The 24,941-nt window shown below is 69.4% G+C and carries 19 protein-coding genes; 12 read left to right on the top strand and 7 right to left on the bottom strand.

Annotation, left to right across the window (positions count from 1 at the left end):
• Positions 1 to 56 precede the first annotated feature (56 nt).
• Positions 57 to 395, top strand: coding sequence for an energy transducer TonB (locus ACQ4L4_RS18000; RefSeq protein ID WP_331613150.1), 339 nt, complete (start codon positions 57 to 59; stop codon positions 393 to 395).
• Between the two features lie 146 nt (positions 396 to 541).
• Here the strand turns inward: ACQ4L4_RS18000 and ACQ4L4_RS17995 are convergent, their stop codons facing one another.
• Positions 542 to 3,220, bottom strand: a complete 2,679-nt coding sequence (locus tag ACQ4L4_RS17995) for a hypothetical protein (protein ID WP_431100279.1) — start codon at positions 3,218 to 3,220, stop codon at positions 542 to 544.
• A 34-nt stretch (positions 3,221 to 3,254) separates the two neighbouring features.
• Between ACQ4L4_RS17995 and ACQ4L4_RS17990 the strand changes: the two genes are divergently transcribed.
• The 7 genes from ACQ4L4_RS17990 to ylqF all read left to right on the top strand — a co-directional run bounded on the left by ACQ4L4_RS17990 (position 3,255) and on the right by ylqF (position 8,867).
• On the top strand, positions 3,255 to 3,425 hold the full coding sequence (locus ACQ4L4_RS17990) for a hypothetical protein (RefSeq protein WP_431100277.1): 171 nt from the start codon (positions 3,255 to 3,257) through the stop codon (positions 3,423 to 3,425).
• A 108-nt stretch (positions 3,426 to 3,533) separates the two neighbouring features.
• Positions 3,534 to 4,016, top strand: coding sequence for a hypothetical protein (locus ACQ4L4_RS17985; RefSeq protein WP_431100276.1), 483 nt, complete (start codon positions 3,534 to 3,536; stop codon positions 4,014 to 4,016).
• 98 nt (positions 4,017 to 4,114) lie between these two features.
• Positions 4,115 to 4,384 (top strand): hypothetical protein, encoded by a 270-nt coding sequence (locus tag ACQ4L4_RS17980; RefSeq protein ID WP_431100275.1) that lies wholly within the window; start codon positions 4,115 to 4,117, stop codon positions 4,382 to 4,384.
• 10 nt (positions 4,385 to 4,394) lie between these two features.
• Positions 4,395 to 5,849 (top strand): TolC family protein, encoded by a 1,455-nt coding sequence (locus ACQ4L4_RS17975; RefSeq protein WP_431100274.1) that lies wholly within the window; start codon positions 4,395 to 4,397, stop codon positions 5,847 to 5,849.
• A gap of 26 nt (positions 5,850 to 5,875) precedes the next feature.
• Positions 5,876 to 7,288 carry a multicopper oxidase family protein gene (locus ACQ4L4_RS17970; protein WP_431100273.1) on the top strand — a complete coding sequence of 471 codons (1,413 nt, stop codon included), beginning with the start codon at positions 5,876 to 5,878 and terminating at the stop codon, positions 7,286 to 7,288.
• A gap of 42 nt (positions 7,289 to 7,330) precedes the next feature.
• Positions 7,331 to 7,714: a copper-binding protein gene (locus tag ACQ4L4_RS17965; RefSeq protein ID WP_431100272.1), complete on the top strand. Its 384-nt coding sequence runs from the start codon at positions 7,331 to 7,333 to the stop codon at positions 7,712 to 7,714.
• 136 nt (positions 7,715 to 7,850) lie between these two features.
• On the top strand, positions 7,851 to 8,867 hold the full coding sequence (gene ylqF / locus ACQ4L4_RS17960; RefSeq protein ID WP_431100271.1) for a ribosome biogenesis GTPase YlqF: 1,017 nt from the start codon (positions 7,851 to 7,853) through the stop codon (positions 8,865 to 8,867).
• Positions 8,868 to 8,991: 124 nt separating this feature from the next.
• Here ylqF and ACQ4L4_RS17955 read toward each other — a convergent pair whose 3' ends face one another.
• Positions 8,992 to 9,612 carry a trimeric intracellular cation channel family protein gene (locus ACQ4L4_RS17955; RefSeq protein ID WP_431100270.1) on the bottom strand — a complete coding sequence of 207 codons (621 nt, stop codon included), beginning with the start codon at positions 9,610 to 9,612 and terminating at the stop codon, positions 8,992 to 8,994.
• A gap of 148 nt (positions 9,613 to 9,760) precedes the next feature.
• Between ACQ4L4_RS17955 and htpG the strand changes: the two genes are divergently transcribed.
• On the top strand, positions 9,761 to 11,662 hold the full coding sequence (gene htpG, locus ACQ4L4_RS17950; protein WP_431100268.1) for a molecular chaperone HtpG: 1,902 nt from the start codon (positions 9,761 to 9,763) through the stop codon (positions 11,660 to 11,662).
• 61 nt (positions 11,663 to 11,723) lie between these two features.
• Here the strand turns inward: htpG and ACQ4L4_RS17945 are convergent, their stop codons facing one another.
• The 4 genes from ACQ4L4_RS17945 to ACQ4L4_RS17930 all read right to left on the bottom strand — a co-directional run bounded on the left by ACQ4L4_RS17945 (position 11,724) and on the right by ACQ4L4_RS17930 (position 22,002).
• Positions 11,724 to 18,851 carry a C80 family cysteine peptidase gene (locus ACQ4L4_RS17945; RefSeq protein ID WP_431100266.1) on the bottom strand — a complete coding sequence of 2,376 codons (7,128 nt, stop codon included), beginning with the start codon at positions 18,849 to 18,851 and terminating at the stop codon, positions 11,724 to 11,726.
• Between the two features lie 173 nt (positions 18,852 to 19,024).
• Positions 19,025 to 20,029, bottom strand: coding sequence for a serine/threonine protein kinase (locus tag ACQ4L4_RS17940; protein ID WP_431100264.1), 1,005 nt, complete (start codon positions 20,027 to 20,029; stop codon positions 19,025 to 19,027).
• An 80-nt stretch (positions 20,030 to 20,109) separates the two neighbouring features.
• Positions 20,110 to 21,042, bottom strand: coding sequence for a DUF2726 domain-containing protein (locus tag ACQ4L4_RS17935; protein ID WP_431100262.1), 933 nt, complete (start codon positions 21,040 to 21,042; stop codon positions 20,110 to 20,112).
• Between the two features lie 207 nt (positions 21,043 to 21,249).
• Entirely contained in the window at positions 21,250 to 22,002 is a 753-nt protein-coding gene (locus ACQ4L4_RS17930) for a GNAT family N-acetyltransferase (RefSeq protein WP_431100261.1), read from the bottom strand.
• Positions 22,003 to 22,272: 270 nt separating this feature from the next.
• On the opposite strand from ACQ4L4_RS17930, the gene rplM reads away from it, so the two are divergent.
• From rplM to erpA, 3 genes are all read left to right on the top strand, one after another.
• Positions 22,273 to 22,701: a 50S ribosomal protein L13 gene (gene rplM / locus ACQ4L4_RS17925; RefSeq protein WP_067065533.1), complete on the top strand. Its 429-nt coding sequence runs from the start codon at positions 22,273 to 22,275 to the stop codon at positions 22,699 to 22,701.
• A 9-nt stretch (positions 22,702 to 22,710) separates the two neighbouring features.
• Positions 22,711 to 23,103, top strand: coding sequence for a 30S ribosomal protein S9 (gene rpsI / locus ACQ4L4_RS17920; RefSeq protein WP_067065532.1), 393 nt, complete (start codon positions 22,711 to 22,713; stop codon positions 23,101 to 23,103).
• Between the two features lie 200 nt (positions 23,104 to 23,303).
• Positions 23,304 to 23,678: an iron-sulfur cluster insertion protein ErpA gene (gene erpA / locus ACQ4L4_RS17915; protein WP_088407855.1), complete on the top strand. Its 375-nt coding sequence runs from the start codon at positions 23,304 to 23,306 to the stop codon at positions 23,676 to 23,678.
• Between the two features lie 109 nt (positions 23,679 to 23,787).
• On the opposite strand, the gene ACQ4L4_RS17910 is transcribed toward erpA, so the two are convergent.
• Entirely contained in the window at positions 23,788 to 24,918 is a 1,131-nt protein-coding gene (locus ACQ4L4_RS17910; RefSeq protein WP_431100260.1) for an anhydro-N-acetylmuramic acid kinase, read from the bottom strand.
• Positions 24,919 to 24,941 lie beyond the last annotated feature (23 nt).

The following is a 24,941-nucleotide window of genomic DNA, read 5'->3' as shown; positions in this document are numbered from 1 at the left end:
ATCCCCAGTTCCTACCGGAAACCCGTTTTCCTCATCCAAGACGTACGAGGTCCCCCATGAGCAAGCATCTCACCACCACCGTTTCCCGCACCCTGCTGGGCCTGGCCGCCGCGCTGGTCCTGGCCGCCGGCGCCCATGCCACGCCGAAGATCGTCAAGAAGGTGCCGCCGGAGTTCCCGGCCGAGGCCGCCCGCCAGTCGATCTCGCAAGGTTCCGTGCGCGCCAAGATGAACATCGAGCCGGACGGCAAGGTCTCGGGCGTCGAGATCCTGGAAGCCGAGCCGCGCAAGGTCTTCGACAAGGCCGTGACCCGCGCGCTGATGGACTGGAAGTTCGAGCCCAGCGGCCAGAAGGAAACGCACGAGGTCAAGCTCGTGTTCAAGAACGAGGACTGATCGCCGCCGCCGGTCCCCTGGGCCGGCCGCTCGATGTCACCGAAGGGCCGCGCAAGCGGCCCTTGTCTTTTGCGGCCGGCCGGCCGCGTCGTCCGCATCGAATCCCCAGGCGCGTGCCCGCCCCTGTGCCGATCCGGAACCGGGCGTCACATCGTGCGCTGTCGCTTGGTCGGCGGCTCGGTCACGACGTTCGGCGCGAGTCTGGCCTGGATCTGCCTCAGTGCCGGGAGCAGCGTGTCCAGACGAGTCTGGCGGAGCGCCGCGTCGATCGCCTTCAGCTTCTCGAAGGTGGCCGCTTGCAGCGCCTCGTCCTCATCCTCGCCCTCGCCCTCCTCCTGCAAGCGCTCGTAGTCCCTCAGCACTTCCTGTCTGGCCTCGCGCAGGGCCTTGCAAGCGGGTTCCTGGTCGACGCGGGACTGCAGCATCTCGCCCAGCGGATCGTTCTCGACCGACAGGAGAAGCACGACGCCGGGGCAGTCGTCATCGGACTCGGCGGTGACCAGCGCGAGCGCCGCCTCCTGGAACTTCTCGCTGCGTTTCGCCGAGTTCCAGTCGTCGCCCGCGCCGACAGCACCGAAGACCGGCTTGTCGGCGACGCGGACCCGATCGGCGCCGAGCAGTCCGGCGAGCACCCGGGACACGTGCCAGCGCAGCACCATGGCCTCCTCGAGCACCTCGTCGAAATCGGGCTGGCGCTGTACGCAATCCGCGTCAACGCGCGCGAGGCAGGCCTGGACGAAGACGTTGCCGGCCACTTCGGACAAGGAGTTCGCCTCCGTCGCATCCCGCATCGCTGACATGGCCGACAAGGTCAGCATGCCGGCGTCCACGCAAGGGCCGACCGGCCGTTCGACCATGGCGCGGCAGCGGCGCGCGAAGTCGGCATCGCTGGCGAGTCCGTCGACGATGGTGGCGAGGTGGGCGCAGAAGGCGATGTCCCTGGCGCTGAACTCTCCGACCACCGCGCGCAGCTGACGCACGTTGGCGATGTAATACAGAACCGGTTCGCCGTCGGGCAGCACGTTGACGGCGCGCGCCCGCAGCGCGGGCGGGAGACGGTCTTCCGGCCACAGCGCCCGGATCGGTTCCAGGCGCTGCCGGTTGGCGTTGCGACGGCGGTGGAAGAGCACCCCCTCGACGCCGGTGGTCCAATCGGGCGGAAGGGCGTCGGGCGGCAGCGTCCGGCCGCACTCCGGCAGCCGGATCAGATAGAGCGACGGCAGGGCGCCGCTCAGGTGGCGGATTCGCCTCGCCAGGTCCGCGGGTGCCAGTGCGTGAGCGTGGTGCAGCGTGACGACGGAGATGTCGGCGTCACGCAGGCTCGAGGGGAGCGTCGAATGCGTCAGCGGCGGCGTCGCGATGTCGATGTGACGGACGCCCAGACGGTCCAGCAGCTTGGCCATGCCATCGCTGTCGTGCAGCCGTTCGCCGCGCCAGATCAGCGTGCCGCGATCGTTCAGGCTGTCCGGCGGCACCAGTTTCAGCAGCGCGTCCATCGGGGGCAGCGCACAGCCGCGGCGCAGCATGGGCGCGGACAGCAGGATCCGTCCGTCAGGGTTGGCCGCTCTCTCGCAGAGCAGTTCCACCCAACGCTCCCGGCGCACGCCTTCACGGCCCTGCGCCTGACGGGCCCACGCGACGAGTGTGGCGGCGGTCTCGACATCCCCGTTGTAGCGCGACAGGGGCGCACCGCTGATGCCTGCCACGGCCGGGGCATGCGCCACCCTGGTCATGCGCAGGTGGCAATGCGTCGCCAGACGCAACAGCGACATCTGCTCCGGTGACGGGGTGGCGGTGGGGTTGTCGGTCAGATCATCCAGGACGGCAAAGGCCTGCGCGCGCAGCCATTCGTGCGCTGCGGTGATCAGGTTGCGATCCAGGGACGCCAGGTGCGCGCGCAGGGCTGCCGGACCGTCGAGCGAGCGCGGGATGACGGCGAAGTCCAAGGCTGCGCCGGGACTGTCGAGCGACAGCAGGTTGGTCGACGGCAGCCACTGCACGGATTCGAGCGAGGGCAGGTTGGCCTCGGACGCGACATGCGACTCCCGCGGGCTGCGACTGCTGGTCAACAAGGGGGCGAGGCCCGTCGCCTGGCGGCGTACGACCAGTGACGGTGGCCGCGACGACGTGTGCTCATCGGAGACCTGCCCGGACGTCGAATGCCCGTCGCCGTCGGGATCCTGCGTCTCGATGTCGCTCAGCAGACGTTCGAAGAAGGGGATGTTCAATCCCGCGCCAGGAGTCCTGGGCGGTCCCTCGTGGACCGGTCCGGGGGGCGTCACGGGATCGATCGCATCGATCCCATCGATTCCATCGATCGTCGGCCAGACGGCACCGAGCGACGGCAAGGGCCGGCCCGGGGTGAAGGGCGTGCCAGTCACGCTCACAGGCGTCTGCTGGCTGTCGATCGACGACAGACTCGCGATCGATGACGTCGGTGGGGAGCTCGACGGGTCCGGCGAGGTGGGGCGCGGCAGGCAGGATGGCGGCATGTCCCTGGCGGCCTGGAGCACCTCCCCCAGCAGCATCACCCGTCGTGCCGGCAATGCGTCGGGTTGTGGTCGCGCGTGTGCAGCCGCCAGGGCCGCAGTGAGGTCGTCTCGCATTACGCGGTCGACCAACTGGCAGATCTCGGCGGCGGTGGCTGCGGAGATGGGCGGACAGCTTGCGCCGGCGGTGGCGCGAATCTGATCCAGCAGTTCCGGCACGCCCGCCGCATTCAGGCGTCGCCATGCAATGCGAGTGCCCGAGTGCAATTCGGCCATCGGCCCCAGCGCCGCGATCGACGCCCGGGGATCGCCTGCCTGCAGCTGCCGGCCCAGCATGTGACGCAGTTGGCCAGGGCCATCCGTTCTGACCGTGCCGGCGATCTCCGCAGGCGCAGCGGCGCCCGCCCATCGGGCAAAGACGTCGCTCGCCGAAAGCAGGCGAATGCCGGGCTCCGATCCGGCCGGGCAGGACAAGGCGGTCGGCGCGAACGACGTCGGCAGGTTCGATGCCAACCTGTCCAAGTCGCCGAAGTCGGAATGAGGATGAGTGGATTCGGGACGAAGAGGGTTCATGGGGCACGTTCTGGGGTCAGCGGAGCTCCCTCAGTGTTCGCACGGCTCCACTCGACCTGTCCTACACTCGTGCTCCATGTCCCGCCTGAACGCACCCGGTCCGCGCCGGCTCCTCTGGAGCCGCTGGCTGGTGCTCGCGTTGCTGAGCCTGACCCTGCCGTTGCAGGGCGCGCTGGCCGCGACGATGGGCATCGGCATGGCGCTGATGCCGTCGAACGCCGGCGCGGCCGTGATGACGATGCCGAGCGACTGCCAGGACATGGGTCACGACATGTCCGCCATGGCGGGGATGTCGCAGGACATGCCTGGCATGGACCACGCCGGCATGACCGCGACGGGCCACGGTGCGTGGCAGGACGACGGCGCGGATCATGCGTCCACCTCCGATCATCATTGCGGCATCTGCCTGCAGTGCTGCATCGGCGCCGCGATGCCGGTCGCCCCGCTGACGCCGGTCGCGCACGACCTGCGCGACCCGGCTCCCTCGCTCGACGCCCACGGTGCGCCCGAGCAGTCTCCCCAGCCGCTTGAGCGGCCTCCCAAGACCCTCCTCGCCTGAACGCCGGCGCCCGTCCTGGACGAGGCGCCGTCCGAGCCGTCATCCGTCTGCACCTTCGCAGCGGATCGGCATCGATCCTGTTCATCTGCGAGGACGCCATGTCTTCTCGTTTCATTCCCGCACTCGCGTTGACGATGTGCCTGGGCGCCGCCATGGCCGCGCCGCCCGATCCCGCCGACGCGCGCCAGGGCACCGCTCCGCCGCGGCCCAAGCCCCCCGCCGCCGCCTCGAGTGCCGCGGTCGTCGATCCCGGCGTCGGCGACTGGCGCCAGGCCAACCGTCGCGTGCTCGACGCCGGTGGCTGGCGCGCGTTGCTGCGTGAGAGCCAGGCCGCCTCGGCGCCGGCCGGCGGCCATCATCACCATTGAGGAGCGTCCGATGCCCTCCACGATGATTCCTGGTCGACCCGAAGGCCGATACACGCCGCGACTGCTGGCACTGGCGGCGGCCTTCACGCTGTCGGCCTGCGCCTCGCTGTCGCCGGAGCAGGCCGTCGCGCCCGTCCAGCAGAAGAGCCGCGACTGGCTCGGTGCCGATCTGCCGCTGCAGCGTTCCGACGATCAACGCGCCGCCGCGCGCGCGCGCACCGAGGCGCTGCTCGCGCAACCGCTCGACGCGCAGGGCGCGGTGCAGCTGGCGCTGCTCAATCACCGCGGCTTGCAGGCCGGGCTGTACGGCCTCGGCATGGCGGAAGCGGAGCGCGTGCAGACGTTGCTCTGGCCGAACCCGGTGCTCAACATCGGCCGGCTGGTCCGGGGTGACGAACGCGAGATCGAACGCGGCCTCCAGTTCAACCTGCTGAGCCTGCTGGGCCGCGGTGCCCGCCAGGACGCCGGCGCCCGGGCGCTCGAACGCGAGCAGGCCCGCGTCGCGCAGCAGTTGCTCGACGTCGCCGGCCAGGCACGCCGCGGCTGGATCCAGGCGGTCGCGTCGCAGGAGCAACTGCGGCAGGCGCGGACGGTGCTCGACTCGGCGTCGGCAGGCGCCGAGCTCGCGCTGCGGATGCGGCAGGCCGGCAACGTCAGCGCGTTGCGACTCGCCCGCGAGCGCACCGTGCTCGCCGAGGCGCAGCTCGCGCTGGAACAGGCGCAGCTGCAGGCCGAGGGTGACCGCGAGGCGCTGATCCGCGCGATCGGCCTCTGGGGCGACGACCTCGCCGCGCTGAAACTGCCCGGGCGCCTGCCGGACGTGCCCGCCGATTTCCGGACCGCGGACGACGTCGAGCGCCAGGCCGTCGCGCAACGGCTGGACATCCTGGCGGCGAAGCGCGAGTCGGAACAGCTGGCCGCGCAACTGGGGCTCACGCGCCGGACCGGCCGGGTCAACGTGCTCGAACTCGGCCTGCAACGCAACAGCAGCAACGAGGAGCCGACACAACGCGGCGTCGAACTCAGCATCGAACTCCCGCTGTTCGACTGGGGTCAGGCGCGTGTGGCCGGCGCTCGCGAGGCCTACGGCCAATCGCTGGAACGGACCGCGCAGATCGCGATCGAGGCGCGTTCCGAAGTGCGCGTCGCGCGTGCCCGCGCCGAAGCCGCCTGGCGCATCGCGCGGCGTCATCACGACGACGTGCTGCCGCTGGCCAGGCAGGTCTCCGACGAGACCCTGCTCCGCTACAACGGCATGCTGGTCGGCGTGATGGACCTGCTCGCCGACGCGCGCGCGCAGGCACGCGCCGTGTCCGCGACGCTGAACGCGCAGCGCGACTTCTGGCTCGCGGAATCCGAGCTGTCGCAGAGCCTGCTCGGCCCCTTGCGCGACGGCGCCGCCGCGGCCGCCCCTTCTTCATCGACCGCCGGCGCGCCTGAAGCCGCTGGCGGCGCCGCGCACTGAGCGCGCGGCATCGAAAGGACCTACCGATGATTTCCCGGAGAAACCTCTTCGCCCGAGCGGCCGCCGGTGCGGCGCTCGGCGCTGCCGGCGCGGTGAACGCGAGCGGGGTCTCGCGCGTCGCCATGGCGGCGCTGCCCGAGCCCGCCCAGCGCGACAACGCCGAGACGGCCCCGCCGCTGGTGCCGCCGAACGGCCGGCCCTACAACCCGGTCGTCACGCTCAACGGCTGGACGCTGCCCTGGCGCCTGCGCGACGGCGTCAAGGAGTTCCACCTCGTCGCCGAGCCGGTGCTGCGCGAACTGGCGCCCGGGTGCACGGCGCACCTGTGGGGCTACAACGGTCAGTCGCCCGGCCCGACCATCGAGGTCGTCGAGGGTGATCGCGTCCGCATCTACGTGACCAACCGGCTGCCGGAGCACACCAGCGTGCACTGGCACGGCCAGCGGCTGCCCAACGGCATGGACGGCGTGTCCGGCCTGACGCAGCCGGCGATCAAGCCGGGCGAGACCTACGTCTACGAGTTCGTCGCGCGGCGTCCCGGCACCTTCATGTACCACCCGCACGCCGACGAGATGACGCAGATGGCCATGGGCATGATGGGCTTCTGGGTCACACATCCGAAGGGCCGGCATCCGCAGATCGCCGAGGTACAGCGCGACTTCTGCTTCCTGCTGTCGAGCTACGACATCGATCCCGGCAGCTACACGCCGCGCACGATGACGATGACCGACTTCAACCTGTGGACCTGGAACAGCCGAATCTTCCCCGGCATCGACACGCTCAACGTGCGCCAGGGCGACCGGGTGCGGATCCGCGTCGGCAACCTGACGATGACCAACCACCCGATCCATCTGCACGGGCACGAGTTCGAGGTCACCGGCACCGACGGCGGCCCCGTGCCGAAGACGGCGCGCTGGCCGGAGGTCACGACCGACGTCGCGGTGGGGCAGATGCGGCAGGTCGAGTTCCTCGCCGACGAGCCCGGCGACTGGGCGATCCATTGCCACAAGAGCCATCACACGATGAACGCGATGGGGCATGAGGTGGACACGCTGATCGGCGTGGATCACCGCGGTCTCGCGGCGCGCATCAACAAGGTCATCCCCGACTACATGGCGATGGGCGAACGCGGCATGGCCGACATGGCCGAGATGGAAATGCCGCTGCCCGAGAACACCGTGCCGATGATGACCGGGCAGGGGCCGCACGGCTCGCTCGAGATGGGCGGGATGTTCAGCGTGATCAAGGTGCGCAAGGACCAGAAGCCCGGCGACTACGGCGATCCGGGTTGGTACGCGGCTCCGGCGGGCACGGTCGCCCGCGCCGTGACGACACCGGACGGCGCGCCGATCGCTCCCGCTCCGAAGCCTGCCGCTGCTCCCGCCGCGGAACCGTTGCGCGTCCGCAAGCCCGATGGACACGGGCATCAGGGGCATTGAGCTCCGACGCCCCCACATTCACGAATTCAGAAAGTCAGCATCATGAACCGCATTCGCACCACCTTCGCCGCCCTCGTCTTTGTCCTGACCGCTGCCGCTTTGCCGGTCCGCGCACAGGAGCATTCGCACGAAGGCCATGAACAGCACGCGCAGGCGACCGACGCCGCGACGCCGTCTTCGCAGGACTGGATCCCGGCCGAGGTCCGCCGCGTCGATGCCGCGCAGCAGAAGCTCACGCTCAAGCACGGCGACATCCGCCATCTCGACATGCCGGGCATGACGATGCCGTTCCGGCTGGCGTCCGGCGTCGTCAGCGCGGCGCAGCTGTCCGCGATCAAGGTCGGCGACAAGGTGGAGGTCCGCATCGAGTCACGCGACGGCGCACCGACCATCGTCGAGCTGCGTCCGGCGACGGCCTCGAACTGAGGGCAGGCCGCCGCTGGTTCAGGGACGGCTGTGCTTGAGGTTTTGACGCTTGCCGTCAAGGCCTCATGCACTGGCGGCCAAGCGCTGAGAAGACGCAGGTGGAAAGCTGCTTCCCGGATCGCCGACAATCGCCCCCATGGCGATTCAATGGTTTCCCGGGCACATGCACAAGACCCGGGGCGCGATCCGCGAGCGCATGAAAAGCGGGATCGACGTGGTCATCGAGATGCTCGATGCCCGCGTGCCCGCGAGCAGCGCCAATCCGCTGCTCGCGCAACTGACGCAGGGCCGGCCGGCGCTGAAGCTGCTCAACAAGCAGGATCTGGCTGATCCGGCCCGCACGGCGGAGTGGCTGGCGTTCTATCGCGCGCAGCCGGACACGCGGGCCGTTGCGATCCACCAGGGCCAGCCCGGCCTGGCGAAGATGATGGCGGCTGAGTGCCGGGCGCTGGCGCCTCACCGCGGCGGGCTGGACAAGCCGCTGCGCGTGCTGATCTGCGGCATCCCGAACGTCGGCAAGTCGACGCTGATCAACACGCTGGTCGGCAAGCGTGCCGCGGCCACCGGCGACGAGCCTGGCATCACCAAGATCGAGCAGAAGATCCTGCTCGACAAGGGCGTCTACCTGTTCGACACGCCGGGCATGCTGTGGCCCAAGATCCGCGTGCCGGAAGCGGGCATCAACCTCGCCGCGAGCGGCGCGATCGGCCGCAACGCCTTCGAGGAGGAGGTGGTGGCGCTGGACCTGCTCGGGTACCTGCGCCTGCACTATCCCCAGTCGTTGAAGTCCCGCTACCAGCTCGAACCCGACGCCTCGCTGCTCGACGGCGAGGTGCTGCAGCTGATCGGCAAGCGGCGCGGCGCGGTGCTCTCCGGTGGCCGCATCAACATGCAGAAGGCCGCCGAGGTCCTGCTGTACGACCTGCGTCAGGGCCAGCTCGGGCGCATCACGCTGGAGACGCCGGCTGAGTTCGACGAGTGGAGCGCCGCGGCCGAGGCTGCCGAGGCCGCCAGGATCGCCGAGAAGGAAGCCCGCGCCGCCGAAGCCAAGCGCGGCACGCGGGATGCGCAGCAGGCGCATGCCGCGGACGAAGACGAAGACGAAGACGAAGACGAAGACGAAGACGGTGAGGGCCTCGACCGCGAGAAGTGAGCCTCGAGGGACCGAGCACGACGGCAGAAGCCGGGTGCCCCCTCGCTCATACGCTCGCAGGCTCCGCTAAATCGCTCAGGGGCACCCGGCTTCCGCCGTCCGGAAAGGATGGCCGGTGCGCTTGTCAGGGATGCACTTGCAGCATCTGCAGCGCAGGCAGTTGCCAGCCGAAGTACAGCGCCGCCAGGCGCAACGCCGCCACACCCACCATGCCGGTGACGAAAGCCCAGCGCATCGGCACGCCCATCGCCTTCAGCAGGAAATACAACGCGATGCCACCGATCGCGGCCGTCGCGTAGATGTCCTTGCGCAGCAGCAGCGGCGCCTGGCCGCTGAGCAGGTCCCGCAGCACGCCGCCGCCGCACGCCGTCAGCGTGCCCATCAGCAGCGCAGGCATCGGCTTCAAGCCGTGCTCCTCGGCGATCTCCGTGCCGCACAGCGCGAACAGCGCCAGGCCCAGCGCGTCGGCGATCTTCAGGACCCCGATCGCATGCTCCGGGAACGGCCCCACGATCAGCGCCGCCAGGGCACTGGCAATGATCACCAGCAGGTAACGCGTGTCCTTCATCCAGAACACCGGATGCCGGTTCAGCAGCAGGTCGCGCAGCGTGCCACCGCCCACCGCCGTCATCGCGGCAATCACCAGCAGGCCGAACAGGTCCAGCCCCGCCTGCATCGCGGCCAGCGCGCCACTGACGGCAAACACCGCCACGCCCAACAAGTCGAACCAGTAGATCATCGGCATAGGGCGCGGAGTTTAGAGGCGCGTGCCGTCCCCCCCTTGAAATCGGACTGGGCCGGGCCCATCTGTCGCCGCGATAATCCTGGCCCCATCGGGGCTTGCCCTGTCGCACCCCGTTGGCATCCCTTTGGCATCACCGCTCTCACGAACGATGGACAAGCAAACCCATTCCTTCCAGGCCGAAGTCAAGCAGATCCTGCATCTGGTGACGCACTCGCTCTACTCGAACAAGGAAATCTTCCTGCGCGAGCTGGTCAGCAACGCCTCCGACGCCTGCGACAAGCTGCGCTTCGAGGCGCTGGACCATCCGCAACTGTTCGAGGACCAGCCGAACCTCGAAGTCCGCGTGTCCTTCGACACCGAGGCCCGCACCGTCACCATCAGCGACACCGGCATCGGCCTGTCCGCGGAAGAGGCCATCGCCCACCTCGGCACCATCGCCAAGAGCGGCACCCGCGAGTTCATGGCCAAGCTCGAAGGCGACCAGAAGAAGGACGCGAACCTGATCGGCCAGTTCGGCGTCGGTTTCTATTCCGGTTTCATCGTCGCCGATCGCATCACGGTCGAATCGCGTCGCGCCGGCCTGCCGGCCGAGCAGGGCGTGCGCTGGTCCTCCGAAGGCACCGGCGACTTCGAGGTCGAGACCATCACCAAGCCCGGCCGGGGCACCGACGTCATCCTGCATCTGCGCGAAGGCGAGGAGGAGTTCCTCAAGACCTGGCGCCTGAAGTCGACGATCGCGAAGTATTCGGACCACATCTCCCTGCCCATCCTGATGCGCAAGGAAGAGTGGGACGCCGACAACGCGACCCAGGTGCTGAAGGACGAGTGGGAGCCGGTGAACAAGGCCTCCGCGCTGTGGACGCGCGCCAAGAGCGACATCACGCAGGCCGAGTACGACGCCTTCTACCAGCAGATCAGCTACGACACCGAAGCGCCGCTGGCCTTCACGCACAACCGCGTCGAGGGCCGCAGCGAATACACGCAGCTGCTCTACATCCCGGCCAAGGCCCCCTTCGACCTGTGGAACCGCGACAAGCGCGGCGGCGTGAAGCTGTACGTCAAGCGCGTGTTCATCATGGACGACGCCGAGGCGCTGATGCCGGTCTACCTGCGCTTCGTCAAGGGCGTGATCGACTCGGCCGACCTGCCGCTGAACGTCAGCCGCGAACTGCTGCAGGAGAGCCGCGACGTGAAGGCGATCCGCGAAGGCTCGACCAAGCGCGTGCTGTCGATGCTGGAGTCGCTGGCCAACAGCGAGGACGCCGGCGAGCGCGACAAGTACGCGCGCTTCTGGACCGACTTCGGCCAGGTGCTGAAGGAGGGCGTCGGCGAGGACCACGCCAACCAGGAACGCCTGGTCAAGCTGCTGCGCTTCGCGTCGACGCATGCGGACGAGAACGTCTCGTTCGCCGACTACGTGTCGCGGATGAAGGAAGGCCAGGAGGCGATCTTCTACATCACGGCCGACAGCCTGGGCGCCGCGAAGAACAGCCCGCAGCTCGAGATCTTCCGCAAGAAGGGCATCGAGGTGCTGCTGCTGACCGAGCGCGTCGACGAGTGGATGCTGTCGCACCTGCACGAGTTCGAGGGCAAGGCGCTGCAGTCGGTCGCCAAGGGCGCCGTCGACCTCGGCCAGCTCCAGGACGAGGAAGAGAAGAAGAAGGCCGAGGAAGCCGCCGAGCAGTTCAAGCCGGTGCTGGACCGTCTGAAGACCGCGCTGGAAGGCCGCGCCAAGGACGTCCGCGTGACGACGCGGCTGGTGGATTCGCCGGCCTGCATCGTGGTCGAGGAACACGACATCAGCGGCCACCTGGCCCGCATGCTGAAGCAGGCCGGCCAGACCGCGCCGGTGTCGCAGCCGACGCTGGAGATCAACCCCGACCACGCGCTGGTGAAGAAGCTGGGCGCGATCGAGGGCGATGAAGCCGGTGATGCCCGCTTCGGCGACCTGGCGCAGGTGCTGTTCGACCAGGCCTTGCTGGCCGAAGGCGGCGTGCTGGAGGACCCGGCCGCCTACGTGAGGCGCGTCAACGCCTTGCTGCTGGGCTGAGCCGCCGGCCGCCTGATCGTCGCGGCGGCCCCCGGTCCTCGTGGGGGGGCGTTCCGCGGCGTCAGGGTATGGATGCGGCCGTGGCGTGGATCGCGGCCGTTGAGCGGCACGGCGATGACTGCCAGGTCAGCGCCAGGCTCGAGGGGCCGCCGGGCGGCCCCTCGCCGCCCGCCATCGCGTCGATGAACTGCGCGGCTTTCAGCCGCCAATGGGAGGGCGCCGCGGCGGCCGCCGTGCCTGCAAGCGGGATGTCCTGGCCCTGAGCCCGTGCTGCCCCGTCAGCAACGTCAGGGGCCCGCTGCAGCAGCGCCCCTCCGTCTTCAGACCCTTGATCACTCGCCAGCGACCATCTCTGTGGCGCGGTCTGCGAAGCATCGGCCATGAGCGTGGCGAGCGATGCCGGCAGCGCCGCCATGCGCCACGCATCGGGAGCGATCGGATGCCGCAACAGCGCGACGGGTTCCTCGTCGGCGCCGACGGCGGCCACGGCGGCATCGGATGCCGGGATGTCTGGCAGACGGACACGGTCCCAGAGCGCCCCGTCGCTGATCAGCAGGTCGGCGTCGTCTCGGGTCGTTTCCAGTTGGCCGCTGCGCACCGTCAGCAAGGGCCGCGCCAGCGTGCGCGACACCGACGGCCATGCCAGGCAACGCGCCTCGGCTTGACCGGTGATCCGGGTGGACGGGTCGGGCCGCCATTCGTCATCGACAGGATCGTCCGACGGGACCGTGAGCGCGTTGCGGATCCGGATCAATTGGCCGCTGTCCGGGCGGTGGATCAGGAGATCGCTGCCTTCGTAGAAGGCCTCGTCGCCATCGAGCCCGAGGTCGTCCAGGTCGATGCGGCGCGGTGCGCCGTCGATCTCCTCCAGGATCACGATTTCCGCTGCTCCCAGCGCGGTGGCGCCATCCAGGTCGATGGGGCGTCCGTTGCCCTGGATGAGCACCAGCGCCGGCGCCGCCCGACCCGCGAGGAATTGCGCCGTGAAAGCACGGAAGTCGGCGTCGTCCTTCAAGTGGAACGGCGTGGTGTCGCCGTCATCCAGGCGGATGTAGAGGCGGCGACCTTCCGTGAAGCCGAAGTGCGTGCGTCCCTGGGTCGTCGCTTCGAAGCCCGTGTCGTCGAGCTGGAAACCCGAGTAGCCGTCGGGCGACCAGGCGGGAGAGAGCTGCCGCATCCACCATTCGATCAGCCCGCGGGAGAAGGTCTGAGGTCGAGCGGGGTCCGGGTCCGGATCGACGCGCAGGCGCAGGTCCGTGCCCAGCTCCCTGGCGCTGCCGATGTCGGCCCAGTAGAGGTTGTCCCTCGACGTCGCGGAAACGGGCGGGAGTTGGTGGAAGGCGGGATCGGGACGCAGCATCAGCAGGTAGCGGGCATCGCCGTCGTCGTCGTCGATCCGGAACACGTCGCCCGGACGCCCCCCAGGCGTCCGGATGGCCTTGATGTCCTCGGGGCCCGGCACCAGCCGCTGGAGGGCCGCCAGCAACTGACGGCCCAGCAGCGCGTCGTTGGCCAAAGGCGCGTGCGACAACTTCGCGCGGTCCATCTCGTCGCGCACGCGGATCAGCCGATCGCGCAGGGCGGTGGCCGCCGATTCGCGCAGGCAGGACTCGACCGGACTGCGCGGTTCCGCGTGACGTGCGTACCAGGCGTCCAGCGGCAGACCTTGGACGCCCGCCTGGGCCTGCCAGAGCCTGAACGTCGCTGACTCGATCTCCCAGCCGTCCGCGTCGCGTGCGATGCGACCCAGCGTCGATCCGGCGAAGTGCTCGGCGGCGGCATCGTCAGGGCCGCTCAGTCCCGGCGACGGGTCTCGCACGGTCAGGCCGGCACGCCGGATCCGGTCCAGCAGCGTCTGGGGCAGTCCACCCATGCGGCCCTCGGGGCGCAAGGTGCCGGGCTCCGCGGCCCAGGCGGTGAGCGCCTGCTGAAGGGGGCTGTCGACCAGTCCTTCGACACCCGTGGAGGCGAGCACATGGGCGGACCGGTCGTCGCGCGTCAACTGATCGGTCAGGTCCTGCATGAACAGCCGCAGGGTGGGCGGCAGGACGTCGTAGTAGTCGTGCGGGCCGTCCCGGTCGGTGCTGCGCGAGTCGGCCGCCAGCGAGTACACGTCGATCCGGATGTCCACGCAGGCGTCGCGCAACAGGTGGACCAGTTCCGAGGACTCGGATGGCGTCGCCCCCAGCCTGATCCACGCCGACCCGTGGTCCCTGGCGGCCAGATGCTGGTCGAGCAGGTGCTGGAGGCGGTTCACCAGCCCCTGGAGGTGGAGTCGCTGCGGCGCGGTCAGTCGCGGCAGCGCCGGCAGCAGATCCGCGGGTGCCGTGCCCGCGGCCAGGTAGGCCTGTGCCTGGTGGAGGATGAGCCACTGTTTCGTCAGCGCGATGTCGTCGGAGGACAGCGCCCGGACGCCGGGATTGCGCAGGGCGCCGACGCCGACGCCGGCCAGCGACAGCGCGCCGGCCAGCGTGGGATCGGCGGCCAGACTCACCGTCGGCGCGCCGGCCGACAACTGCTCCAGCCGGTCCACCCGGCCCCAGAGCGCCAGGAAACTGGCACCGCCGGACGGACGGAGGGTGGCCGACAGGCGATCGGAGAATTCGATCGCCTCCAGGGGCTGCGGGGGACCGCCGTCGGGGCCGGCGAGCTCCGTGCCTGCCGCGAGCTGCTCGTTCAGGAACGTGGCCAGGCGTTGCGGCGTCCATCGCGGATTCCCCCGGAGCCATCGCAGCAATGCCTCTTCGCCGGCGTCGGTGAGCATCACGGGCTCGCGGGCGAACTCTCCGGATTCCTGCCAGAAGGTGTAGGTGATCGGCTGCAGGAAATGACCGCCGTCGTAGCGGACCGTGGGACGTCCTTCGGGGTCGAGGCTGACCTCCCCGCCGCGCAGGTCATAGCGGGCCCAGGCGCCGGTGCCGAACGTGGCGCCCGGTCTGAAGAGCATCAGATGCCGCTTGCTGTGGAGTGCGGCCGCGCCGGAGTGCGGGTCCATCAGTCCTGACAGCGCCTCGCCGTCCTCCAGCGAACTGGACAGGTGGATCTGCCGGTGGATGTGTTCCTGGGCGAGGGGGAGGAACAGGGTATCGGGACCGACCTCCACCGGCGGTGCCAGCGCGACCAGCGCCTTCCTCAGCGCCGCCTCGGGACGCAGGGTGGCGGACCACGCCGGCAATGCCAGCATCAGCGAGGCCCGCCGGTTGTCGAGATCCAGCAGGACCCGCGCGTCGGGCACCAGGGGGTCCGCCAGCTGGATGACCGCATCGTTCAAGGCCTCGAAGCGCAGCTCCTGGCCGCCGATGCGGACGCCCTTCTGGTCTCCGTCGATGAAGTCGACGGGCTGGCCGCCTCGCGCCAGCCCACCCTTGCGCATGAAGGTCCAGACGTCGCGTCCCTGGCTGGCGGGCAGGATGATGACCGGGTTGCGCACGGTGCCGTCCGGCGGCAGCGCCAGCGTGTAGCGGCCGCCGCCGCCCAGCAGCCGGAGATGGACCAGCGACTGGTCGAGCGGCAGGAGGGTGCGGGCATTCTTGTCGTCGAAGACGAACCGGCTGCCCTCGGCCTCCGAGGCCGCGGGGAGCGCCAGCACGCGGTTCTGGTCGTCGAGGACGACCTCCAGCAGGGTGTCCAGGTACTCGTAGCGCCACAGGTCCGCCGATTTGGCGAAGCTGCTCGAGGTCACGTAGTCGCCGACGAATCGGGCATCGCTGTTCACCTGCATCCGTTCGATCAGGTCGTCGTGCAACAGCGAGAAATCACCGCCGGCCCGGGAGGAGGAATACCCGTCATGGTGGATCCGGACATTGGGCGACGTCATGAGCACCAGCACCAGACCTGGATCGCGCAGCGGCCGGGGAAGCGGCACGCGCGGAACGGTGGCCCGGTCCGCGGTGCGCATCAGCGTCCATAGGTCCATGTCCAGCCCGTCACGCGCATAGGTGGCCTGCCGGTCCGAGCCGTCGGCCACCCACCAGTCGTGCAGTCGCCGGCTGCCGGCCTGCCAGTACAACTGGCTGGCCTGGAGCGCCGAAGCGCCCATCGATGCGTCGGCGAACACCACTTCGCCCTTGCGGAAGTCGATGCGCTTCATCGGCGCCCAGCCGTTGGCCAGCAGCACTTCGGCGCCATGGGTCGGGCCGGCCCGCACGCGCCGCAGCGGTTCGATGTATCCGCGATTGATCTGGCGCAGCGGCCGGAGGTTGCGATCAACGCGCGCGATGGCGCCGGTGACGGCCCGGTTGAGTTCCACGATCCCGTATCCCAGTCCCGTGATCGGCACCAGGGCGCAATCGGCCGCGGCGGCGAGCAGCGAGGCGCCCAGCAGATCCGCGACCGCGGCGGCCCCCGCCAGCAGCAACCCCTCGGAGTCGATGACCAGCTTGACCGTGGCGCGCGAGACGTCGGTGCTGGTGCCGAGATTCAGCGCCTGGACCAGTTCGTTCAGATCGGCCATCAGGACGCCGGCCTGCGCCGCGCCGCCCAGTGTCGACAGCGCCCTGGACAACTGGTTGCTCGAGCGCACGAGGCCGTCCATCGGCAGCAGCGGAGACTGGCTCATGGCCGCGCGGACATCGGCGACCATCGCCGCGACATCGGCGCCCGCCTGCAGACCTTGCTGGGCGACGCCCAGGTACCAGAGTGCGCCCTGATAGCGCATGCCCTCGGGAGAGTTCGTGGACAAGTCCTTCAACGACAGGGCCAGCATGCCGACGTTGAGCAGGTCCAGGCCGCGGCCGGCGGACGTCACGTCGTCGTGGCGGGCCTCGAGGTCGGACAAGCCTTCCTGGATCACGGCGATGCCGGCGCGCAGCGCCTGACGATCGGCGGGCGCGGTGATGGTGCGATTCACCGTGGCGTCCGTCGACAGGTCGAGGTAGGTCAGGGTCAGAGGACCTTCGGCCAGATCGTCGATCCGGGGGAGCAGCACCATGCCCGCGGGGCGATGCTGGTCCACCACTTCCTTGAACCGCCGGCGGATCTGGAAGGTCTCCCAGATCCTGGCACGCGCGAATGCGTGTAACCGCTCGGTCGCGCGGTCGTCCGCGGCGCCTTCCAGGACGACGCAGCAGGCGGCGCGCGCCGGCTCCCCCGCGCCCCCATCGGGGTACTTGTCGCGGACGCGGAGGGTGCCCGTGTCCGGATCGGACCAGTACACCCAGGTCTTTCCCGCGGCACGCCGCACGGCAGGTGCCTGGGGGTGGGGCCGCGTGCCCTTGCGAAGGCGCCGGTGGCCGTAGTCCAGGAGCACGGTGTCGGTGTAGACCGTGGTTTCCATGCCCGGCCGCCCCAGCGCCTGGGTCACGGCTTCGTTCGTGAACTCGCGACCGAAACTGCGAAGCGTGGCGGGCGTCTCCAGCGAGCAGCTGAGCAGATCGACGCTGGAGATTTTCGGAAGCGGACGGTCCGGCGTCTCGAGCCTCGTCATGAGCCCTTTCAGCTCCACGGCCAGGCCCGTCGCGGAGCGGCCACTCAGCAGCCGCTCCTTCGTGATCCAGGCGGTGTGTCCGTGACCGTTCACGATCAGCTTCACGCGCGCATCCGGCATGGCGTTCGCCAGCAACGACTGACCCCGCACCACCTTGTAGCTGCCGTCCGGATGGAGCTGCACCCAGACGAGTTCGTTCGGATGGATGCGGCTGAGCGTCGCCCCGGCGGCATGGATCGCGGCGTCGTCCTCCATCTGCACGAACACGCGCAGCATCGGGCTGCGGGCGTCCGGCAAGGTGTCGGCGGGCAGGCGCGACGTGTAGGTGCCGGTCGTGGCGTTCCAGCCCGACAGGTCGGGAACGCGCGCGCCGTGGAAGGCGGGCTCGCCGAAGATGTGGCGGACCACGGCGGTGCCGTGGGCCTGGAATTCCCAACGCCCGCCGTCACCGCGCTTGACCACGGGAATGTTGCCCACGCGGAACTCGTCCGCGGTCAGGGTGGCTTCGGGAGGCATGCGCTCATGGCGGAAGGGCAGCGAGTCTCCGAACAGCGCGACGCAGAACGCGTCCCCGAGCTCCAGATCCAGGTTCTGCGTACGGATCTCCGCCGGCCCTGCCGACAGGGCGAGCGCCGGCAGATGGAGCTGGAATGTCGGCGCCCCGGGACCTTCGATGCCGGTGAACGTCACGCGCCCGGCCTGCCGGTCCAGGCGCTGCTCCAGGTCGGGCGCGAGCGTGTGGAACAGCGGCAGCGGCACGCGGTCGGAAGCCGGCAGGAGCGGGACCGGCGGGTCGCCGAGAAGGTCCGGGTCGCTGGGCATCGTCTCGGGGACCAGCAGTTTCAGCAGCGCGGACTCCTGATGGGTGATGTACAGGCCGGGCCTGACGCGGGCCCAGGGCACTGAACCGTCCGGCGTGCTGGACAGGAAGTGCAGCGGGCCCATCATGTCCAGGTTGGACAAGGTCCGCAGCGGGCGCCAGAGTTTCCGCAGCGTGCCGACATGGCCTCGCGCCAGGGCGTCGCGTATCCCGACCACCTTCGCCAGATGGTCCAGGTCCAGCAGGAACGGCACGCGGGCGCTCCCCGAATAGAGGGCGGCGGCCGTCAGTCGTGCCGCGGCGATGCGGTCCGCCAGGGCGTCCGGCAGTGAGTCGCCGACCGATTGCCGGACCAGGCTGTTCACCACCAGCAATCCCTCCGCCAGAAGCCCGCTGGCGCGATGCACGGGGATCTTCTGGCGAAGGAGCGGGGACGAGGCTCCCCCCAGGTTCTGCGTGCCGACGTCGCCGATGGTCCAGGTCCTGAGCATCGAGGCGACCCGCAGGTCCTGCGGTTCGAGGATGGCCTTCGCGAGCGTGTCGCGTGGGCCTCCGTTGCCCAGCAATCCCGCGCAGGCGCCATCCAGTACCGCACTCACCAGCCGTTCCGACAAGGTCTGCAGGAACTGCCGTTCCGCGGGCTCGATGCGGGCATCGCGCAGTCGTCCGATCAGGTGGGCGAGCACCTCGTCCCGCAGCGCGTCGCGCCGGTCGGCCAGCAAGGGGTCGGCGTCCGCCGCGTCGTCGCGCACGGCGTGCCCGATCGCCGAGAGGATGACATGCAGACGCCCCTCCTCGGCATGGACGGCCGGATGTCCGGGCGGGGTGAGCAACACCTGTTCAAGGGAGATTCCCGGCCCGGTCCGGGCGGGCGTCGACCGCGCCGGCGTCGGGGTCGACGGCAGCCGGGGCAGCGGGATCTGCAGATGCAGCGAGGACGGCATGGCGAACGCTCCTGAGCAATGGAACGTGGCCTCAGTCGTCCGCGCCGAGCGGCCCCGGCCAGGAAATCGGGGACCTCAGCGCAGGACCTTGATCGCCCTCCCTGCCTCGAATCGGTGAAGGGACCGCTGGAGAGGGCCGTTGCATCCGGAGCGCGTCGACGCGCTCCGGGGCGTCATCCGGGCCAGGCGTCGTGACGGCGCGTTTCCACCTGCATGACATCGAGCTGCTCCCGCAGCTTCACGACCTGGTCGCTCCAATAGTTGGGCGTGCCGAACCAGGGGAACGCCGCCGGGAAGGCCGGGTCGTCCCAGCGTCGCGCCAGCCAGGCGCTGTGATGGATCATGCGTTGCGTGCGCAGCGCCTCGACCAGCCTCAGCTCACGCCAGTCGAATTCGCGCACGCTCTCGTAGCCGTCCAGCAAGGCATCGAGCTGCCGCCGCGCCGCGTCGGGCTCGCCGGACAGCAGCATCCACAGGTCCTGCACCGCGGGGCCCTGCGCGGCGTCGTCGAGGTCCACGAAGTGCGGTCCCCGGTCCGGCGTCCAGAGGATGTTGCCCGGATGGCAGTCGCCGTGCAGGCGAAGCGCGCGTCGATCCGGCAGCGCATCGAAGGCGGCGTCGATGGCGTCGATGCATCGGGCCGCGGCGTCGTGCCAGTTGGCCGCCACCTCGGGGGCCAGCGTGTCGTTCGCGCGCAGCCAGTCGCGCGCCTCGCGCGCGGGCGCTGCGCTGTTCCATGCGAGGCGATGCTGGAAGGGCTCGCGCTGACCGACCTCATGCAGTCGCGCCAGCAGGCGGCCGATCCAGCGCAGCACTTCCGGATCCTCGAGCTCCGGCGCGCGACCGCCCTGCCGCGGCGTCACCGCGAAACGCTGGCCCTGGAAGTGGCCGAGCGTTCCCGACGTGTCGTCGGTCGTCAGCAGCAGCGGCGGGACGACGGGCACCTCGGCATCCGCCAGCGCGCGCGCGAACGCGTGTTCCTCCAGGATCTGCGCGTCGCTCCAACGGCCGGGCCGGTAGAACTTCGCCACCACCGCCGACCCGTCCTCCAGATGCGCCATCAGCACGCGGTTCTCGTAGGAGTTCAGCTGCAACAGGCGGCCGTCGGGGCGCAGGCCCGCGTGCTCGAGCGCGTCGAGCATCAGTTCGGGGGTCAGGAGGCCGAAACCGGCCGTCATGTCAGTCATCGGAGCGGCAAGGGCAGCAAAAACGGCGCCGAAGCGCCGTCGTGTCCTCGAAGAGCGGGCAGGGGCGTAGCTTAGCGCCGCCCGTAGCGCGGCGAGTCGACGACCACGCCGCCGATGTCGGGGTCCGGCAGTTCGCCGGGCAAGGTCGGGAAGTCGCGACCGTACTGGGAGTCGCGGAACTGCGCATCGCGCGCATGCGGGTCCCGGAGCTGGGGATCGCGGAGCTGGGAGTCCCGGAAGCCCGTGGCGTCCTGGGCGCCGGCACGCGGTCGATAGCCGCGGGCACGCGGCTCCGCGGACGGCAGCGGCGCCTGCATCGATTCGCCGCTGAAGGCGTCGTAGCGGCTGTCCGGCGCGAAGAAGGAATCGCTGAACACCGGCGAATCGTTCCACAGCGTGTTGCGCGATGTCGCCGGCGCGGCCGCCGGGGCCTGGCGGCGCGGGGCGACCGGCGGGGCGCTGGGCAGGTGCGTGGCGCCTGTGCGCGGCATCGCCGCCATGCCGGCCCGGCTGCCCTGGTTGCTGTAAGGCACAAGCAGTTGCAATTCGGTGGCGCTCGGCAGGTTGTCCACCGAGGTGCGCAGGTAGCGGATGCGGCACGCGGCCAGGACCGCCTGCTTGATCTGCAGGTTGCGCGTGGAGCCCGGCCGGTCCGTCTCGAGGTCGATCGCGGCGAGCACGCGACCATTGGGGCTGCAGATCGCGAAGTTCACGCTGATGCCGCCCAGCAGCTCATACCAGTAGCGCACGTCGCGGGCTTCGGTCGGCTGGCAGAAGCGCACCATCGGCAGCTTGCACATGACGACGTGGTGCGGCAGCGCCTCGCGCAGCAGGCGGAAGACGCGGCGTTCATCGGCGCTGAAGACGGGACGGGCGTTGAGCGACCACTCCGTGGGCAGCGGCTTGCGCTCGCGACGCGGGCGCCGCAGCAGCAGCGCGGCGGCCAGCCCCAGGACTGCCAGCGCCGACAGCCCCGCGATGATCCACGGAAGCAGGTTCTGCATATCCCAATGAGCTGGACGGACCGGACGGATGGCGCGCGAGGACGCCGGCGGACGCACGGAAGCAGCGGATCAGAGACACCGTACCGGGCGGATCGCGGGAATGTAGCGGAAAGGCGTTACAAATTGCATCCGCAATCGCCCCGGAACCCCCTGGAATCGGGTGGGCCGGCAGGGAATGAAACCGGTACCTGTGCGATCAGCGGGTCGTCAGCGTTTGGAATCCGGGTCGTCGGAACGGTCCCGCACCTTGCGGATGCGGGACTTCACTTCCGCCACGCCGTCCAGGAAGTCGCCGACGGTGCGCATGTGGCGCTTGAACTGGAAGTCCCATTCGGCCATGTGACGCTCGAGGGCCTCGTCCACGTGCGAGGACACCGAGTCCGGCGGCAGGCGCAGCCAGGCTTCGGATTCGCCGCCATCGCGCTCGACGGTCGCACCGGCGTTGCGGGCGATCTTCAGCATCGGGGCGTTCTCGCTGAGCGCGTGGATGAAGAGCGTGTCGATGCCGCGGTTGCGCGCGTGCAGCGACGCACGTTCGAACAGCCGGCCGCCGAAGCCCTTGCCACGGGCGGCGGTGGCGACCGAGACGCCGAATTCCGCCATCGCCGGACGGCCCTTGATCTGCGGCGCCGGCGCGTAGGCCAGGTGGGCCACGGCGATCAGCTGCAGGCGGCGGTTGAAGATGCCCAGCACCTCGTCGCGGACCAGATCCAGGCCGGCGACGTACTTCCCGATCTGCTCGTCGCGCGCCGGATAACCGAAGCGCAGGTAGCGGTCGCGCTCGCCGAGCGCCAGCAGGTGCTGCAGGATGCGCTTGCGGTGGCGCTTGCCCAGCGAGCGGATCGGCACCCAGCCGGTCCAGCGCGCCAGCATCGCGCGCGGGCTCCAGCGGGAGGACGGCGCGGCCTCCGGCGCCTTCGGCCGGGGCGTGTTCGGGCGGGGATCGGGCGGGGTGGACATGGCGGGCTCGGCAATGGGGAGGGATGCTAGCGGGGAACGGTCCCGGCGCCTCCCCCGGATGCGTCACAAATCCGGTCGGAAGGGCGGTGGGCAGGGCGGTCGGAGCAGTGTCGGCGGTCCGGATTTGGGCTTTCGAACGGGTTCTGCTAGACTCGTCGGCTTTCCCGTTTCCAAGGCAGCGGGGGAACGTCCGTGAGAGGCCGCAAGCAAAAGCGTGCACCGAGCGTACGGGGGCAGATCGCCCGAAGTTTCGCCTTTTGAAAGAATCTCATGAAGACCTTCAGCGCCAAGCCGGCCGAAGTGACGCACGAGTGGTTTGTGATTGACGCCACCGACAAGGTGCTCGGACGTGTTGCCAGCGAAGTGGCACTCCGTTTGCGCGGCAAGCACAAGGCCATCTACACGCCTCACGTCGATACCGGTGACTTCATCGTCATCATCAACGCCGAGAAGCTGCGCGTCACCGGCAACAAGGCCACGGACAAGGTGTACTACCGTCACTCGGGTTTCCCGGGCGGCATCTACGCCACCAAGTTCAAGGACATGCAAGCCAAGCATCCGGGCCGTGCCCTGGAAAAGGCCGTCAAGGGCATGCTGCCCAAGGGCCCGCTCGGCTACGCGATGATCAAGAAGCTGAAGGTGTATGCGGGCGACACGCATCCGCACACCGCCCAGCAGCCCAAGGCGCTGGAAATCTAAGGAGCGGAGATGATCGGAAACTGGAACTACGGTACCGGCCGTCGCAAGTCGTCTGTGGCACGTGTCTTCATCAAGAAGGGCACTGGCCAAATCACGGTGAATGGCCGCTCGATCGAGCAGTACTTCGGCCGTCAGACGTCCATCATGATTTCGCGCCAGCCTCTGCTGTTGACGAACAATGGTGAAGCGTTCGACATCAAGGTCAACGTGCACGGCGGCGGCGAGTCCGGCCAGGCCGGCGCGGTCCGCCTGGGTATCACCCGCGCGCTGATCGACTATGACGCGGCCCTGAAGCCCGAACTGAGCCGCGCCGGCTTCGTCACGCGTGATGCGCGTGAAGTCGAGCGTAAGAAGGTCGGTCTGCACGGCGCCCGTCGCCGGAAGCAGTTCAGCAAGCGCTGATCGACTTCCGTCCGCTGGTGGCATCCGGGTTGGGATGTTGCCGGTGGCGAAAGCTCAAGGACAAGGCCGCTGCTTCAGCGGCCTTGTTTTTTGTCCGGCAGGGTGCATATCCTGCTGAAGGGGCTTATCTCCAAACGTCCGTTGCATGTGCGGGGGCTTTGAGATAATTCCGCCATTCCTCCGACACAACAGGATCCACGATGAGCGCAGTCCTCGAAACCACATCCACCGATCTGGGCGGCATGCCGGCACCGCTGGTCTTCACCGACAGCGCGGCTGAGAAGGTGCGCGAGCTGGTGCTCGAAGAAGGCAATCCGGAACTGAAGCTGCGCGTGTTCGTGCAGGGCGGCGGTTGCTCCGGCTTCCAGTACGGCTTCACCTTCGACGAGGCCGTGAACGACGACGACACGCAGATGGCCAAGAACGGCGTGACGCTGCTGATCGACGCGATGAGCCTGCAGTACCTGGTGGGCGCCGAGATCGACTACAAGGAAGACCTGCAGGGCGCCCAGTTCGTGATCAAGAACCCGAATGCGCAGACGACCTGCGGTTGCGGTTCGAGCTTCTCGGTCTGATCGGCGCACGCTCCGGACTCGTCGGATGCACCGGCCCTCGGGCCGAATGACAAAGACCGCCTTCGGGCGGTTTTGTCGTTTCTGGAGAGTGGAACCTGCCCCGAGGTTCTCAGGCGGGTGTGTAGCTGCCCAGCACACGAGGGCCCGACGCGCCAGTCGCTGCAGGCAGGTTGCCTGGCAGTCCGCGCACATGGCGCATGGCCAGCCATGCGAAGGCGGCGCCTTCGACTTGCATCGGCGGCAGTCCCTTCGTCGCCGTGGTGCTGACGGCCACCGTCGGCAGCAGCACCTGCAGCCGCTTCAGCAGCGTGTCGTTGAACGCGCCACCGCCGCAGACGAGCAGCTCGCGCCAAGCGCCCGGCGCAAACGCGACCAGGCTGTCGAGGACGCAAAGCGCGCTCAGTTCAAGCAACGTGGCCTGCACATCAACGGCGGAAACACGCGGCGCGTGCGCCGCGATCCTGGCATCGAGCCAACCGAGGTGGAACAGATCCCGCCCCGTGCTGCGTGGCGGGGCCTGGCGGAAGTAGGGCTCGGCCAGCAGCGCATCGAGCAAGCCCGCATGCACCTGTCCCTGCGCGGCCCATTGGCCGCTGGCGTCGTATTCGGCGCCCTGATGGCGATGGATCCATCCGTCCATCAGGCAGTTGCCGGGGCCGCAGTCGAAGCCACCGCTGCGGCCGTCGGCCCAAAGGAGACTCACATTGCTGATGCCGCCGACGTTCAGCACGACCACGTCGGTGCCGTCCTGCCCCAGTACCGCGCGGTGGAAGGCCGGCACCAGCGGCGCGCCCTGACCCCCGACAGCCAGGTCACGACTGCGCAGATCGTGGACGACGGCAATGCCGGTGAGCTCGGCCAACAGCGCGGCGTTGAGCAGCTGGATCGTGAAGCCGGTGCCATCAAACTCGCCGGGCCGGTGCCGCACCGTCTGCCCGTGCGCGCCGATCGCGCGGACTTCCTGCGGCGCCAGTCGCTGGGACATCAGCAGTGATTGGCAGGCCTGCGCGTAGGCGCGGGCCATGGCGTTGCCGGCGAGCGCCGCACGCTGAAGTTCGTTGTCGCCGGGGCTGTTGAGCGCGAGCAACTCCGCGCGCAGCTCCGGACCGAAGGGCTGGTAGTCGTGGGCGAGGGTGTGAACGCGACCATTGGCCTCGGCCCGCACCAGTACCGCGTCGACGCCGTCGAGCGATGTGCCGGACATCAGTCCGATGTAGAGCTCGGCGCCGGAGGTCGTCATGGCCGGAGGGGCTGGAAAGCGAA

It is taken from the genome of Roseateles noduli, assembly GCF_050626985.1.
GTDB classification, from domain to species: Bacteria; Pseudomonadota; Gammaproteobacteria; order Burkholderiales; family Burkholderiaceae_C; genus Roseateles; species Roseateles noduli_A.
This window is presented reverse-complemented; position numbering and strand designations above follow the sequence as displayed.